The organism is Thermosynechococcus sp. GLH187 (assembly GCF_031583395.1).
In the GTDB taxonomy this organism is placed as follows: Bacteria; Cyanobacteriota; Cyanobacteriia; order Thermosynechococcales; family Thermosynechococcaceae; genus Thermosynechococcus.
In genome coordinates, this window is record NZ_CP134175.1 from 1,652,282 (window position 1) to 1,667,665 (window position 15,384).

Here is a 15,384-nt window from a genome sequence, read left to right on the forward strand (position 1 = left end):
TTTGGCTCAAAACTGCTGCGGAACCCCAGCCTGTAAAATACACGAAGAGAGCAGTATTGCAAACGTCCTCAACCGCCAAGGTTCATTTTTGCCATGCCAAATTCACTGTTAGAAACCAGTTGGTGGGTACCCTGTTATGGCTTAGTGGGTGCAGCCCTGACGTTGCCTTGGGCCACCGGTGTTGTGCGGCGCACCGGGCCTCGACCCGCAGCCTATTTCAATCTGCTGATGACGATTGTTGCTTTTGTGCATGGCTTTTTCCTATTGCAACAAACTCGCAGTGGCGCCACCGCAACGATTGTTTGGCATTGGCTACAGGCACCGGGACTCGATCTCTCGTTTTCATTGCTCATCAACAGTGTCACCACGGGGGCTATGGAGTTGGTGACGGGTCTGAGCATCTTGGCGCAGATTTTTGCCCTAGGTTATCTCGAAAAGGACTGGGGCATGGCACGCTTCTTTGCCTTGATGGGCTTTTTTGAGGCGGCCCTCAGTGGCATTGCGATCAGTAACTCGTTGCTCCTCAGCTATGGTCTGTTGGAGATGCTGACCCTCTCGACCTATTTGCTGATTGGCTTCTGGTATGCTCAGCCCCTTGTGGTCAAAGCAGCACGGGATGCCTTTCTCACCAAACGGGTGGGGGATATCTTACTCCTCATGGGGGTAGTCGCTGTCGGCAGCCTTGCGGGGAGTTATGATTTTCCCGATCTCTACCAATGGGCAGAAGACGCCAATTTACCAGACGGTTGGGGCTTTTTACTGGGCTTAGCCTTGATTGCAGGTCCCACGGGTAAATGTGCTCAAGTGCCTTTGCACCTGTGGCTCGATGAAGCGATGGAAGGGCCCAACCCCGCTTCGATTATGCGCAACTCAGTGGTGGTGGCGGCGGGTGCCTATATTCTCATTAAGCTACAGCCGATTCTGGTGGCCTGCCCGGGGGCAAACATTGCGCTGATCCTGATTGGGGCGGTGACTGCCATCAGTGAATCCCTTGTTTCCATTGCCCAGATTGACATTAAACGGGCACTGTCCCACTCGACGAGCGCCTATCTGGGGTTGGTGTTTATTGGGGTCGGCACCAACTGGACAGATTTTGCCCTGTTTGTCTTGCTCACCCACGCGATCGCCAAGGCACTGCTGTTTATGAGTATTGGCAGTGTGATTATGACCACTAACTGTCAGGATTTGACGGAATTGGGGGGCTTAGGCGGACGGATGCCAGCCACAAGTTCAGCCTTTGTGATCGGCGGTCTATCCCTAATTGGCTGTCTGCCCTTGGGTGCCTTTTGGTCGTTTTATCGCGGCATTGACTATTACTGGCAAACCCAGCTTGGCTTGGTGGGGCTGATTTTGCTGGTTAATACCCTAACGGCTGTCAACCTCACCCGTGTCTTTCGCTTGGTCTTCTTGGGGTCTGCCCAACCCAAAACCCGCCGCGCCCCCGAAGTGCCTTGGCCGCTAGCAGTGCCAATGGTCACCCTGAGTATTTTGAACTTGCTGGTGCCCTTCATTTTGCAGCGAGTGCAGTTGTTACCGACAACGATTGATTGGTGGATTGTGGTTCTGCTTGTGGTGTCGGGATTCACTGGAATTCTCCTTGGCGGCTTTGTCACCCTCAAACGCCAGTGGACACGTCCGATCAAGGTGCCCTTGCGCTTTGTGCAGGACCTGTTAGCCTACGATCTTTACATTGAGGAACTCTATCGCTATACCGTGGTCTGGGCAGTGCGATCGCTCTCGCAGTTGAGCGCTTGGGTGGATCGCCACATTGTCGATCGCATTGTGAATACAACGGGTGTGGCATCCCTTGTGGGGGGTGAGTTGCTCAAGTACAGTGCCAGTGGTCAATCCCAAGCCTATTTGCTGCTGGTGTTTATTGGTGTGGCGATTCTTGGGGGGGCGATCGCATGGCTACTACTGTAATGCCGCTGTTAAGTTTCCTTCTCTGGGTGCCCTTACTCGGTGCCCTTGCCCTCAGCCTGTTACCCGCTGAAAGTCTGGGACGCACCTACCGCAGTTTAGCCGCTGTCGTGATGGCGATCGCCCTTGTCGTCAGTCTCGCGATCGCCCGTCTATTTGACCCCGCCAATGCAGCACCGCAATTAACCGAGGTGATTCCTTGGTTGGAGCCACTGGGCTTGAGCTATCGCCTGAGCGTGGATGGCCTGTCGCTGCCGCTATTGGTCTTAAATAACTTCCTGACGCTGATTGCCCTCTTGGCCACTTCTGTCAATCTGCCCCGTCCGCGGTTGTATTACCCGCTGGTACTGCTGTTGAATGCGGGTGTCAGTGGCGCTTTTTTGGCCGATAATTTGCTGCTCTTTTTCCTCTTCTATGAATTGGAGTTGATTCCCCTCTACCTTCTGATTGCGATTTGGGGTGGGGCACGGCGCAGTTATGCCGCCACCAAGTTTTTAATTTACACAGCCATTTCTGGGGTGCTGCTCTTGGCTGGCTTTCTGGGACTGGTGTGGTTAGCCCATGCCCCCTCCTTTGACTTTGACCCCCAGTTATCCACCCTCTTACCCCTGAGTTCACAGCTGGTTCTGTTGGGGCTGATTTTGGTGGGCTTTGGCATCAAGATTCCCCTCGTGCCCTTCCATACGTGGCTACCTGATGCCCACGTTGAAGCCTCCACGCCGATTTCTGTGCTGCTGGCGGGGGTACTCCTGAAATTGGGTACCTATGGGCTAGTGCGCTTTGGCGTGCAGTTATTTCCGCAGGCATGGCAAGTTTTGGCGCCGGGGTTGGCCACTTGGGCGGTAGTCAGTGTCCTCTACGGTTCCCTAATGGCGATCGCCCAAACGGATATGAAAAAAATGGTGGCCTACAGTTCCATTGGGCACATGGGGTTTGTTCTCTTGGCCACTGCCACTGCCACTCCCTTGAGTATTTTGGCGGCTATTGCCCAAATGATGAGCCACGGGTTAATTTCCGCCCTCCTCTTTTTACTGGTGGGGGTTGTCTATGAAAAAACCGGCAGCCGCAACATTGAGGTACTGCGGGGATTGCTGAACCCTGAGCGGGGGTTGCCCCTGATTGGTAGCCTGATGATTGTCGGTGTCATGGCCAGTGGCGGTATCCCCGGCATGGTGGGCTTTGTGGCGGAGTTCCTGATCTTCCGCAGTAGTTTCCTCACCTTCCCAGTGCAAACACTCCTGTGTATGGTGGGGACGGGCTTAACAGCAGTGTATTTTCTCTTGCTGGTGAACCGCGTCTTTTTTGGTCGTTTGCCCAATGAATTGACGGATTTGCCGCCCGTGGCGTGGGGCGATCGCCTGCCGAGCCTCCTATTAGCCACGCTAATCTTGATCTTAGGGATTGTTCCCAACTGGCTGATCCATTGGAGTGAAACCACCGTTAGCCTTCTCACCACTGCTGTTGCTACGCTGCCCGTACCATGACCCTGATTACTGCTGCTCCAACCTCCCTGCATCAAGAACTGCGTACCGCCATCCTAGAGCGGTTGCTGAATGGTCAAGCCCTGTTACCGGATACGCCAACCCATGTGATGGAAGTGGTGGGCATCCTCAAAAGCTATGGGGTGGTGCTCAAGGCCTACGCGGAAAATCTCTGCGACATTAGTGAGCGGCAGTTTCTGGTGCTCTTTCCCTTTTTCAAATACTTCAACGGTGAGATTACCATTCCCAAGCTGCTGCGCCACTGGTGGCACGACCGCATTAACTACGAATACGCCGAATACTGTATGCGTGCCATGATGTGGCATGGGGGCGGCGGTCTTGATGCCTTCCTTGATTCGGCAGAATTTCGGCAATTGGCGGCCAAGGCGATCGCCGCTAAACTGCGGGGCAATCCCCTGATGCAATTCGTGAACCAGCTTTTTCCAGAGTTTTTGCTGGAAACGGTGCGGATGCTCTGCTACTACAGTGGCTTGGGGCAGTTTTGGACGGTGATGTATCCCATCTTTCTCACCTTGAGCGATCGCTACGATGCGGGTGAGATTCGCAGCATTCCCGATGTCGTAGATCATATTCGCGCGGGACTGATTGCGGCTGCCGATCGCCCCATTACCTACAGCGTTACCATTCACGGCCAAACTTACGATATTCTACCGGCTAGCGCTGGTCTTACCTTTTTAGCCGACACCGCCATTCCCTATGTCGAAGCGGTGTTCCTGCGGGGTACCCCCTTCTTTGGCCTCATTTCCTTCAATGCCCAAGCGCAACAAATTTCCCGCGATCAAAGCGAGTTTGGTTATGGTGCCCTGTTTGCGGATCCCATTCCCACGGGTGCGGCTGGTATTCCTCCCACACTGCTCATGCAGGATATGCGCCACTATCTCCCTCCCTATCTTTTAGAGTTCTATCGTCGCCAAGGCCGAGGGGAAGACGATCTGCGCGTGAAAATTTGCCAAACCTTCCAAAAATCAATGTTTTGCGTCACCACAGCGGCAATCACTGCCCTTGCCCCCTATCCTTGGACGACCACTGACCCCCAAGAGCAAGCCGCCAATCGGGCATTCTACGAAACGTGGCTGGATCGCCTCGAAACCTCCCGCCTCTGGAACGTGCAACTGAGCAACTAACCAAGGCTCAGGCAGCGATCCGCGATAAGATAGTAAGGCAGTTCATCTCCCTCCATTGACAATAAAATGACCTATATTGATTGGCTTGCGCAAACGGATCCCTTGGTCGCTGAAATGGTACAGCGGGAAGTCCAGCGGCAGCAGCAACACCTTGAACTGATTGCCAGCGAAAACTTTACTTCTCCTGCGGTGATGGCCGCTCAAGGCACAGTTCTCACCAACAAATATGCCGAGGGATTGCCCGGTAAACGCTACTACGGTGGCTGCGAATTTGTGGATGAAGTAGAGCAACTGGCCATCGATCGCGCCAAGGAACTCTTTGCCGCCGCCCACGCCAATGTGCAACCCCACTCCGGTGCCCAAGCCAATTTTGCCGTCTTTTTGGCACTGCTCAATCCCGGCGACACGATTATGGGGATGGATTTGTCCCACGGTGGCCATCTCACCCACGGTTCCCCCGTCAACGTTTCTGGTAAATGGTTTAACGTCGTTCACTACGGTGTCCATCCTGAAACAGAACGCCTCGATATGGATCAAGTGCGGGATTTGGCGCGGCAGCACCGTCCTAAGCTGATCATCTGCGGCTATTCCGCCTATCCGCGCGTCATTCCCTTTGCCGAGTTTCGCCAAATTGCCGATGAAGTGGGGGCCTACCTCATGGCCGATATTGCCCACATTGCCGGTTTGGTTGCCACAGGTCACCATCCCAATCCTGTGCCCCTTTGCGATGTGGTCACCACCACCACCCATAAAACCCTGCGCGGCCCTCGCGGCGGCCTGATTCTTACCCGTGATGAAGAGTTGGGCAAAAAGTTCGATAAAGCCGTCTTTCCCGGTACCCAAGGGGGGCCGTTGGAGCACGTTATTGCCGCTAAGGCGGTGGCCTTTGGTGAAGCCCTTAAGCCCGAGTTCAAAGCCTATTCTGGCCAAGTGATCCGCAATGCCCAAGCCCTCGCTGCGGGGCTGCAAGCGCGACAACTGCGCCTTGTCTCTGGGGGCACCGATAACCACTTGATGCTGATTGACCTGCGATCGGTAAATCTAACGGGCAAAGAGGCCGATCGCCTGATGGGGGAAATCAATATCACCACCAATAAAAATACGATTCCCTTTGACCCTGCCTCCCCCTTTGTCACCAGTGGTCTGCGGTTAGGAACCCCAGCGTTGACAACCCGTGGCTTCACTGAGGCTGAGTTTACGGAAATCGCCGAAATTATTAGCGATCGCCTGCATGCCCCCGAGGATGAGGTGATTAAAAACCGCTGCCGCGAGCGGGTGGCTGCCCTCTGTACTCAATTTCCCCTCTATCCCCACTTGCAATTGCCGCAACCAGTGCTAGCCTGAGAGGGAATCCTGCTGCCAATGCCCTGAACAGATGCTGTACCACCTGATTGCCTTCCTTGCTGCCATTGCCGTTGTTCTGTTGGTCACCCCCATTGTCAATGACTTTGGCCAGAAGGCAGGGTTTGTCGATCGCCCCAATGCCCGTAAGATTCACACTCGTCCCATGGTGCGTTTAGGGGGGGTATCGATCTTTTTAGGCAATCTGGTGGCGCTGCTGATTGTTTGGAATGCGGGAGGATTTGGCGTCCTACCTCAGCCAGCAGAATATGAGATTTGGGGGGTCACCCTTGGCGGGGTGGCCTTTTTCCTGATTGGCCTCTCAGATGATCTGTTGACCTTGCCGGCGCTCCTACGCCTTGTCCTGCAATTTCTGGTGGCGGGTATTGTCTGGGCGGTGGGGGTCAAAATTCGCATTATCACAGTGCCTTTGGTGGGAACTGTTGACCTCGGCTGGCTCAGTTTGCCCTTGACCACAGTGTGGCTAGTGGGGATTGCCAATGCCATTAACTTCATTGATGGTGTGGATGGTCTGGCAGCGGGAGTGTCGGGTATTGCTGCCTCAGCGATGCTGTTTGTCTGTATGCTGATGGGGGAGCCGGAGGCAGGACTATTGGCAGCTGCCTTGGCAGGAGGTGCCTTGGGGTTTCTACGCTATAACTTCAATCCGGCACAAATTTTCATGGGCGATGGCGGCGCCTACTTCATGGGTTTTACCCTTGCCGGCCTAGGGGTCATTGGCCTTGTGAAAGCCTACACAGCGGTGGCAATTTTGCTGCCCCTATTAATTCTGGCTGTGCCTATTGTGGACACCTCAACCGTTGTTTTTAACCGCCTCCTGAAAGGGCAGTCTCCCTTTGCCCCCGATAAGGGACATCTACACCATCGCCTTCTCAACGCCGGTCTTTCCCAGCGGATGACGGTGCTGTTTATCTATTGCCTAACGCTATGGGTGGGGAGTCTGGCCTTGGCCTTGGCCGGTTTGCCGGGGGGATGGGGCTATGCCGTGGCCGCCTCCCTTTTGATGGGCTTTGCCGCTTGGTATGTATGGGAACGGGTGCGCAACAACGAAGATGCCTGAAACAATGAGTGCAGAGATTATTTGCGTGGGCACAGAATTGCTGCTGGGGGAAATTCTCAACAGCAATGCCCAGTTTTTGGCCCAGCAACTGGCAAGCTTGGGGATTCCCCACTACTATCAAACCGTGGTGGGCGACAATCCCACTCGCATCAAAAAAGTCCTCGCTATTGCCTGCGATCGCGCCCGCCTATTGATTTTCACGGGTGGCCTTGGCCCCACGCCCGATGACCTGACAACGGAAACCATCGCCGATTTCTTTCAAGCGCCCCTCGAAGAACGTCCTGAAATTATTGCCGATCTAGAACGCAAGTATGCCCATCGCGGCGGCTTTAGTCCCAGTAACCGTAAACAGGCGCTCCTGCCTGCGGGCGCCCAGATTTTGCCCAACCCGATTGGCAGTGCCCCCGGTATGATTTGGCAGCCGCGCACGGGTCTGACAATTCTCACCTTTCCCGGTGTTCCCGCCGAAATGAAGCAGATGTGGCAAGAAACTGCGGTGCCCTTTTTGCGCTCCCAGGGCTGGGGAAAAGAGGTGATTTACAGCCGTGTGCTGCGTTTCTGGGGCATCCCTGAATCGGTACTTGCGGAAAAAGTGGCTGCCCAAATTGCCCGTGAGCATCCCACGGTGGCGCCCTATGCCAGCAATGGGGAAACCCGCCTCCGCATTACCGTCCGTGCCAAGGACGAAGCAGAAGCCCAGCAATTGATTCAACCCGTTGAAGCAGAAATCCGCCAAATTGTCGGCCTAGATTGCTACGGTGCGGATGAGGATACCCTTGCCAGTGCGGTAGCGCGGCTGCTTCAGGAACGACAGCAAACAGTGGCAGTGGCAGAGTCCTGCACCGGCGGTGGCCTTGGGGAGATGCTAACCCGTTTGCCGGGGAGTTCCCTCTCGTTTAAGGGGGGCGTAATTGCCTACGCCAATGATGTCAAGGTAACTCTACTGGGGGTCAATCCTGAGGACTTAGAGCAAGAAGGCGCCGTGAGTGCCGTGGTGGCTGCCCAGATGGCTTTAGGCGTGAAAACGCGTTTAGGCAGTGACTGGGGCGTCAGTATTACCGGGATTGCTGGCCCCGGCGGCGCGACGCTCAGTAAGCCAGTGGGACTGGTGTATATTGGCGTGGCACTGCCCAATGGCGAGGTCATGACTCGTGAATTTCGCTTTAGTGGTCAACGGGGACGGGATTGGGTGCGACATCTCAGTGCGATGAATGCCCTCGATGTATTGCGGCGGCAGTTATTGGTGAATCGATGAGTCACGGTCTGCTCTGGTTACCCCTATTGGCTATTTTTATCGTGCTCGCACGGTTGGGGTGGGTCGAGTACCGGAAGGTGGAACACTATCGCCAGTGGGCAAAAAATTTTGAAACCAGTAAATATGACATTGCCGCTGTCCTCGGTCAGCAGGGCGATCGCTTGACGTGGGGACACCCTACCCAACAGGGCATTATTCATTTGCAAACTTGCGAATTATCGACTATTCAAAACATTTGGATTGAGTGTAACGGTCAACGAATTGACACACAAACTACTCCTTTTAAAGGAGCAATTCAACTGGTGCTAGAAACCTTTACAGGAGACTGTTATCGCATTCCTTTTACAGAATTCACCCTTGCCTTGGCATGGCGCGATCGCCTGCAACGGGCGATCGGGAACTGATAAGGTTGATTAAAAACGAAAAAAAATCTAAATTGTGCTTGACTAAGCTTGACAATTAAGCGAAGTCTGACTAGAGTTACTTAAATAGTGAGCTAACGGGGGATACCAAAAAGGCAGGGTTTTCCTTCGCTTTTTTAGCGACTGTAGGACTTGTGTCTTTTTGGGTTTAAGGAAAGAGTAGCCAATAGGAAAGTGCAAAATTCTACAAAGCACTTGACTTTTGTATTTACACCTTAACCTTGGGAGGCCTATCCTCATGTGCAAAAGACTACACCCCGTTTTGGCTTGTGTTGTTAGCACAACAGTGCACATTATTCTGGTCACCACACCTGCATTGTCTCAAACTCGAGACTGTGGGAATCCTATTCCTCCTTTTTTTCCTTTTTTCAATTCTACCGGTGGTGGAGGGAACGAAAACCTAATTTGTGGCGCAAATAACAATTTACTCCCTGCCTTGCAACGGTCTATTGCTGTTGGTATTAGCAACACAGTAAATGGTGGCACTGTCGCCAATCATGCGATCGGTAATAATAACCGAATTGACCAAGTTAATGCTCAGAATCATGCCTTTGGCTCTAACAACACAATCGGCGTTGGAGCGCTTACTGTAGATAACGACAAAGGCAACAATAACACTGCCCTAGGAGCAGAAAATCAAGTCAGCACAGTTGGAACACCCAGTGGATCAGGTCTTTTTCCCAATGCAGCTCGCAATAACAATACCGCAGTCGGTTATCAAAACGTTGCTGATGGCACTACGAATACAACTGGCAGTAACAACACCGCCATTGGCATGCAGAACCGAGCCGAGGGTGATAACAACACTGCTGTGGGGATGCAGAACCGAGCCCAAGGAGCTAATAGCACCGCAATGGGGATGCAGAATTCAGCGAATGCAGTAAATGCCACCGCTGTGGGGATGCAGAACCAAGCTCTAGGAAATGACAGCAGTGCGGTTGGATTTGCAAACACCGCCCAAGGAAATAGAAGCACCGCAATGGGGTTTGTGAACCGAGCTCTGGGAAATGACAGCAGCGCAGTTGGCTTTGCAAACACCGCACAAGGAGCTAATAGCACCGCAATGGGGTTTGTGAATCAAGCCAATGCAGACAACACTACAGCTGTGGGGTTTGTGAACCAAGCCAATGCAGTAAATGCCACCGCAATGGGGATGCAGAATTCAGCGAATGCAGTAAATGCCACCGCTGTGGGGATGCAGAATTCAGCGAATGCAGTAAGTGCCACCGCTGTGGGGATGCAGAATAATTATGATGGCGCCACCAACACCTACCTGCCCCCTGGCGACAACAGTACCGCTGTAGGGATGCAGAACCGAGCCACCCAAACAAACGCCACCGCCGTGGGTAGACAGAACTTTGCCACTCAACAGGACGCCACCGCCGTAGGCTCTGGTAACCAAGCCCAAGGATTTCAGAGCAGCGCGGTTGGCTTTACAAACACTGCCCAAGGAACTAGAAGCACCGCAATGGGGTATGTGAACCAAGCCCAAGGAGATAGAAGCACCGCAATGGGGTATGAGAACCAAGCCCAAGGAGATAGAAGCACCGCAATGGGGTATGATAACGACGCCTTGGGAGATGCCAGCAGCGCAGTTGGCTTTGAAAACACCGCACAAGGAGTTCAGAGCAGCGCGGTTGGCTTTGCAAACACTGCCCAAGGAGTTCAGAGCAGCGCGGTTGGCTTTGCAAACACTGCCCAAGGAGTTCAGAGCAGCGCGGTTGGCTTTGCAAACACTGCCCAAGGAGTTCAGAGCAGCGCGGTTGGCTTTGCAAACACCGCCCAAGGAGTTCAGAGCAGCGCGGTTGGCTTTGCAAACACTGCCCAAGGAGTTCAGAGCAGCGCGGTTGGCTTTGCAAACACCGCCCAAGGAGTTCAGAGCAGCGCGGTTGGCTTTGCAAACACCGCCCAAGGAGATAGAAGCACCGCAATGGGTTCGGGCAACCAAGCCACCCAAACAAACGCCACCGCTGTGGGGATGCAGAATTCAGCGAATGCAGCAAACGCCACCGCTGTGGGGATGAGGAATAATTATGATGGCACCACCAACACCTACCTGAACCCTGGCGACAACAGTACCGCCGTAGGCTCTGGTAACCAAGCCCAAGGAGCTAATAGCACCGCAATGGGTTCAGGCAACCAAGCGCTGGGGGCTCGTAGTATTGCCATTGGCCACCAAAGTACTGCAAATTCGGCTGATAGTATTGCAATTGGTCAGACTGCCCAAGTCGTGGGTGGTGCTACTGATGGTGTGGCCATTGGTAGAGGTGCCACAGTTCAACATGCCAACAGTGTGGCCATTGGGGCAAACTCTGTAACAACACAGGCCAATGTTGTGTCTGTTGGTGCCCCCGGTGCTGAACGCAAGGTTGTCAATGTTGCGCCTGGCCTCATTGCACCAACGAGTACGGATGCAATTAATGGCAGTCAGCTCTCTGCCCTCATCAACCAACTGTTTGCTACAGGAATTTGTTCAATCACTAACGCAACAGTAACGTGCGGTAACATTGCTTTGGGAAATGCTGCTAACCCTGGGGGTGCCAATAGTATTGCCATTGGCAACAATTCGACGACGGGTGCCAATAATGCCATTGCCTTTGGCCCATCGGCACAGGCCATCCATCCCAACAGTGTGGCCATTGGCGCTGGCTCTGTAACAACAGCTCCCAACACGGTTTCTGTGGGCGCCCCAGGAGCAGAACGCCGAATTACCAATGTGGCCACCCCCATCAATCCAACGGATGCTGTCAATAAAGCCTATGTTGACGGCATAGGAGCAGTGGCCTTGGGAGCAGCGAATGCTTACACCGATGCTCAAATCAATCAATTACGGGGAGAGGCCTTTGCGGGCATTGCCTCGGCAGCAGCACTCATGCCGATTGTGCCGGCACGTTCTGGTCAAACCACATTTAATGTGGGATTTGCAACCTACGGTGGATACAGTGCAGCTGGGATGGCCATAGCCCACCAAATCGGACCGGTGATTATTGATGCCGGGGCAAGTTTTTCTAGTGCAGGCTATCCCTTAGCACGCATTGGTATCGGCGCCCGTTTTTAGAACAATAGGGAACTAGGGGGCTTTGATGTCCACATTTGGGAAAAGACGCTAGCCTTTAAAATTGCAGCTAAGCCTCCTCAATACTGCCCAAGGAAACCTAGCCCTATGGATGTGTCTGTGGTCAACCAGAATCCACCATTTATGCTGAATCAGCCAGCAACGGCTCAGTCTTGGATCAAGCCCTGCCAAGTGGTCTCCTTCTGGAAAGGCGGTGGCTTTTGTGGGGCTTTGGATTCAAGGCTTTTTGCTGTTGGAGGTCGCTGATGAAAAATATTGTTGCGCTGGTGCCAGGGGGTATTGGGGATCAAATTTTGTTTTTTCCTACCCTCGATGACCTCAAAACCCACTTTCCGAATAGTCAAATTGATGTGGTTGCTGAGCCCCGTGCGGTTGCTGCCTACCAACTGAGTTCTACAATCCACCAAGTGATTCCCTTTGACTTCAAAGACCGCAATGCCTTGGCTGACTGGGTAAATCTGATTGGTATGCTGCGGGATGGGGAGTACGATGCCATTCTCTCCTTAGGGCGCAGTAAGGCGGTGCGCTTTTTGCTGTGGCTGACGGGGATTCCCAAGCGCGTGGGCTTTGCGAAGCTCAATCCCTTGGGGTTTCTCACCGATGCGGTACCTGTCAACCTTGATCAATACAGCGCCGCCACCTACCACGACTTACTGCAAGCCTTTGGTATCACTACCCCCTGTCCCCTGCCCAAGGCCGTGATTGCTGAGGCGGATCAACAGTGGGCAACGGCAGAGCAGCAACGCCTAGGAATTACTGGGCGGTATCGCCTCTTGCACGGTGGCTCAAGTCAGATGGCACTTACCAAGGGAATTAACAAAATTTACCCCCCCGCTGCTTGGGTTGAGATCATCCAGACGCTGCAACAGCAGGAGCCGCACCTGCCCTTTATCGTGGTCTGTGGGCCTGAAGATCACGCATGGGTGAGTGCGCTAACGCAGGCGCTACCGGAAATTAAGATTAGCCGTCCTCCAGACTTGCGCAAACTGGCAGCTCTAATGCAACAGGCACAACAGATTCTCTGTACCGACAGTGGCCCGATGCACATTGGCGTGGCGGTGGGGACTCCCCTTGTGGCGCTTTTTGGCCCTACGGATCCTGCCAAACTCCTGCCCAACGATCCGCGCTTTCGAGCCGTCAAATCCCCTACTGGCAACATGGCCGATATTCCCGTGTCAGCCGTGATTGAGGCGGCTCGCCATGGCTAGACCGGCTGTCTTTCTCGATCGCGATGGCGTGCTGAACCAAGAGGTGGGCTATATTCACCGCCTTGAGGACTTACAGCTCATCCCCGGTGTGGCTCAGGCAGTGCGACGGCTCAATGATGCGGGGTGGTTTTGCTGCTTAGCCTCCAATCAATCAGGTCCTGCGCGAGATTATTACAGCATCGATCATGTTCATGCCCTGCACCACAGACTTCAGGAGTTGCTAGCCGCCAGTGCCGGTGCGGTGTTGGATGCGGTTTATTTCTGTCCTGATCTCAGCCGTCCTGAAGGGGGAGTGGTTGCCGACTATGCGGGCTGGACAACATGGCGCAAACCCAATACAGGAATGCTCGTAGCGGCCGCTTGGGATCATGATTTAGATCTCAGCCGCAGTGTCATGGTGGGGGACAAAGCGACCGATATTGATCTGGCGCGGAATGCCGGCTGCTATGGGATTTTAGTACAAACCGGCTTTGGCGATCGCGTTCTTGAGGGGAGTTACCAGCACGCCAGTCGACCCGATTACATTGCAGCAGATTTAGCCGCTGCCGTAGAGTGGATTTGTACGCACCTTGCACCCCGTTAGCGATGAGCGCATCGCCAGACTATACCAAGTTTCCCCTTGCTCTACTGTTGCTGGTGGTTCTGGGCTACGTCCTCGTGGGCTGGTATTTGTCCGCCTATCCTTGGCTGTGGTCAGCCTATGCCTCTTTTTTGGCAGCAATTCTGATAGTGTTTGTTGTGGGGGGCACCTCTAGCCTGTTGCGATCGCGCCAGAGCAACCCTAGAAATATCTTTAGTAGCTTAATTATGCGCGTGGGCACCCCCAGTCTCTTGACCGTACTGGTGCTGAGTACCGCTGTCACCCTTGCCATTATTGCCTTTCACGTCTTTAGTGTGATCGCCATTCTCATTGGCACCGAAATTCTTGTGCGCATTGAAATGAAAGCTGCTGGCTACCACAACTGGCAAATTATGCTAGTGCTGATTCAAATGGCAATTTTAGGGGTGTTCATTGGCTGGAGCATTGGGCATTACTTGCTGCCATCCTCTTCAGGGCAATCATTATTGTTCTTAGTCCTAAAGGAGTAAACTTTCTAGGGCACGTAGATTCGTAATGCACAGGCTCTCTGGGTTGCGGCGAATAATCCCCCTGCGCTCCAGCTTCCCAAGCACCCGTGTTACCGTCTCCCGTGCCATGCCACTTAAGCTACTCAGTTCGCGGTGGGGCAGATTCGGAATTTCTAGGCCATCCGCTCCCTGTCGCCCTTGACCATCCGCCAAAAACAGCAAAATATCCGCCACCCGTGACATACTATCCGATTCCCGCAGCCGCAGCCGCCGATTCAGTTGCCGGAGCCGTCGTGCCATCAACTTGGCGAGGCGTATGCCCGCTTGAGGTTCCGTATTGACAAGATTGACAAAATCCGTTGCGGGCATATTGGCCACAACTGTCGGTGTTAGGGTAATCACATCCGTTGAGCGGGGCACTTCCTCTAGGGGAGCCATTTCGCCAAAGAGTTCGCCGGGACCGAGGATATTCAGGGTGACTTCTTTGCCATCAATGTTGTAGGTGCGAATTTTGACCCAGCCACTGAGGATGAAGTAAACTGATGTGCCCCAGTCATTCTCCAGCAAGATCACGCGGTTGGCGGGATGCTGACGTGTCACTACATGGGCTAGGGCTTTCTCCACCACTGCCTGGGGTAAGTCGCGAAAAAAGGGCGTATTTTGTAAAGATAATTCAGGTGCAGGAGAACTACGCCGTTCTTGCATAAAGGTCAAGGCCGAGAGGGCGAAAGCAGAGGCTGAGCAGACAGGTCATCAGGCGCTGCAGGGAAATCAATACCTGTGATCTTACCATTGCTATCCATCATCACAATCAATGTATCTGTAACGTTAGAAAAGGCTACCTTGATACTGACAATATTGTCGTTGATCTGACTCCCAAGACGCTCTTTGTACACGCCTACCCGCCTCAGAAAATTGGCTTGGCGTTGCTTCAATTTTTTCGGTGAAAACTCCCGTTGCAGTTGCGGATGTAAATAGCTCAACGCTAAATCAACGTGATTGCCAAAGAGGGCATCGAGAAATTGTTCAGCACTGTGTACTTGGTCTTGGGGATTGACATTGATGGATTCTTGGGACTCGCCGCGGGCGATCGCTGGCCACAGAGAGGAAGATACCCCCCGTAGGAATGCCAAGGCCAAAACTGTTAATGGTGAAAAAGACTGCCCCATATTTTTTTAAGTTTTTTTATGGTTTTCTGAGAGTTTAAGGCGAAACGAATTTCTGAATATCATACCGCCTTTTGCAGAGGGATTGAGTGAGGTCGCGATCGCCCTGAGGCCGCCGTCCCGTCCAAGAAAAGCAATTCACATATCTCTTATCAATTCTCGACGCAGACTTGGCTCTATAGATGACTGATTCTTCAGGTCTTCAGGCAGCCGGAGGAAAC

The 15,384-nt window shown here is 53.4% G+C and carries 15 protein-coding genes and 1 pseudogene; 13 read left to right on the forward strand and 3 right to left on the reverse strand.

Annotated features, from left to right (window positions below; genetic code table 11):
- The first annotated feature begins 93 nt into the window (after positions 1–93).
- The 7 genes from RHI63_RS08080 (at position 94) to RHI63_RS08110 (ending at position 8,627) form a co-directional block, all read left to right on the forward strand.
- Entirely contained in the window at positions 94–1,923 is a 1,830-nt protein-coding gene (locus RHI63_RS08080; RefSeq protein WP_302678010.1) for an NAD(P)H-quinone oxidoreductase subunit F, read from the forward strand.
- Positions 1,908–3,404, forward strand: a complete 1,497-nt coding sequence (locus tag RHI63_RS08085; protein WP_310453654.1) for an NADH-quinone oxidoreductase subunit M — start codon at positions 1,908–1,910, stop codon at positions 3,402–3,404. Before RHI63_RS08080 ends, RHI63_RS08085 begins: the two co-directional genes overlap by 16 nt.
- Positions 3,401–4,546 carry a CO2 hydration protein gene (locus RHI63_RS08090; RefSeq protein ID WP_302676194.1) on the forward strand — a complete coding sequence of 382 codons (1,146 nt, stop codon included), beginning with the start codon at positions 3,401–3,403 and terminating at the stop codon, positions 4,544–4,546. The genes RHI63_RS08085 and RHI63_RS08090 overlap by 4 nt, the downstream gene beginning before the upstream one ends.
- A gap of 66 nt (positions 4,547–4,612) precedes the next feature.
- Entirely contained in the window at positions 4,613–5,890 is a 1,278-nt protein-coding gene (gene glyA, locus RHI63_RS08095; protein WP_206199729.1) for a serine hydroxymethyltransferase, read from the forward strand.
- A gap of 31 nt (positions 5,891–5,921) precedes the next feature.
- Complete coding sequence (locus RHI63_RS08100; protein WP_310453656.1) at positions 5,922–6,968, forward strand: MraY family glycosyltransferase; 1,047 nt, start codon at positions 5,922–5,924, stop codon at positions 6,966–6,968.
- A gap of 4 nt (positions 6,969–6,972) precedes the next feature.
- A complete protein-coding gene (locus RHI63_RS08105; RefSeq protein WP_206199731.1) occupies positions 6,973–8,223 on the forward strand; it encodes a competence/damage-inducible protein A in 1,251 nt (416 codons plus the stop codon).
- Complete coding sequence (locus RHI63_RS08110) at positions 8,220–8,627, forward strand: hypothetical protein (RefSeq protein WP_310742877.1); 408 nt, start codon at positions 8,220–8,222, stop codon at positions 8,625–8,627. Before RHI63_RS08105 ends, RHI63_RS08110 begins: the two co-directional genes overlap by 4 nt.
- Positions 8,628–9,069: 442 nt before the next feature.
- Here RHI63_RS08110 and RHI63_RS08115 read toward each other — a convergent pair whose 3' ends face one another.
- Positions 9,070–9,192, reverse strand: coding sequence for a hypothetical protein (locus RHI63_RS08115; RefSeq protein WP_310821461.1), 123 nt, complete (start codon positions 9,190–9,192; stop codon positions 9,070–9,072).
- A gap of 312 nt (positions 9,193–9,504) precedes the next feature.
- On the opposite strand from RHI63_RS08115, the pseudogene RHI63_RS13170 reads away from it, so the two are divergent.
- From RHI63_RS13170 to RHI63_RS08140, 6 genes and pseudogenes are all read left to right on the forward strand, one after another.
- A pseudogene (locus tag RHI63_RS13170) lies at positions 9,505–9,681 on the forward strand (cell surface protein); the annotation flags it as partial.
- A 27-nt stretch (positions 9,682–9,708) separates the two neighbouring features.
- The gene (locus RHI63_RS08120) at positions 9,709–11,703 is read left to right on the forward strand and encodes a YadA-like family protein (protein ID WP_310828257.1); all 1,995 of its coding nucleotides are present in this window, start codon (positions 9,709–9,711) and stop codon (positions 11,701–11,703) included.
- 105 nt (positions 11,704–11,808) lie between these two features.
- A complete protein-coding gene (locus RHI63_RS08125) occupies positions 11,809–11,967 on the forward strand; it encodes a hypothetical protein (RefSeq protein ID WP_206199734.1) in 159 nt (52 codons plus the stop codon).
- Positions 11,967–12,929, forward strand: coding sequence for a glycosyltransferase family 9 protein (locus RHI63_RS08130; protein WP_206199735.1), 963 nt, complete (start codon positions 11,967–11,969; stop codon positions 12,927–12,929). The genes RHI63_RS08125 and RHI63_RS08130 overlap by 1 nt, the downstream gene beginning before the upstream one ends.
- Positions 12,922–13,512, forward strand: coding sequence for an HAD-IIIA family hydrolase (locus RHI63_RS08135; RefSeq protein ID WP_206199736.1), 591 nt, complete (start codon positions 12,922–12,924; stop codon positions 13,510–13,512). Before RHI63_RS08130 ends, RHI63_RS08135 begins: the two co-directional genes overlap by 8 nt.
- Positions 13,513–13,514: 2 nt before the next feature.
- A complete protein-coding gene (locus RHI63_RS08140) occupies positions 13,515–14,018 on the forward strand; it encodes a hypothetical protein (RefSeq protein WP_206199737.1) in 504 nt (167 codons plus the stop codon).
- On the opposite strand, the gene RHI63_RS08145 is transcribed toward RHI63_RS08140, so the two are convergent.
- Both RHI63_RS08145 and RHI63_RS08150 read right to left on the reverse strand, forming a co-directional pair.
- The gene (locus tag RHI63_RS08145; protein ID WP_206199738.1) at positions 14,007–14,702 is read right to left on the reverse strand and encodes a Crp/Fnr family transcriptional regulator; all 696 of its coding nucleotides are present in this window, start codon (positions 14,700–14,702) and stop codon (positions 14,007–14,009) included. The two genes, RHI63_RS08140 and RHI63_RS08145, sit on opposite strands and share 12 nt — an antisense overlap.
- Before the next feature lie 5 nt (positions 14,703–14,707).
- A complete protein-coding gene (locus RHI63_RS08150; RefSeq protein ID WP_310453659.1) occupies positions 14,708–15,166 on the reverse strand; it encodes a hypothetical protein in 459 nt (152 codons plus the stop codon).
- Positions 15,167–15,384: the final 218 nt, after the last annotated feature.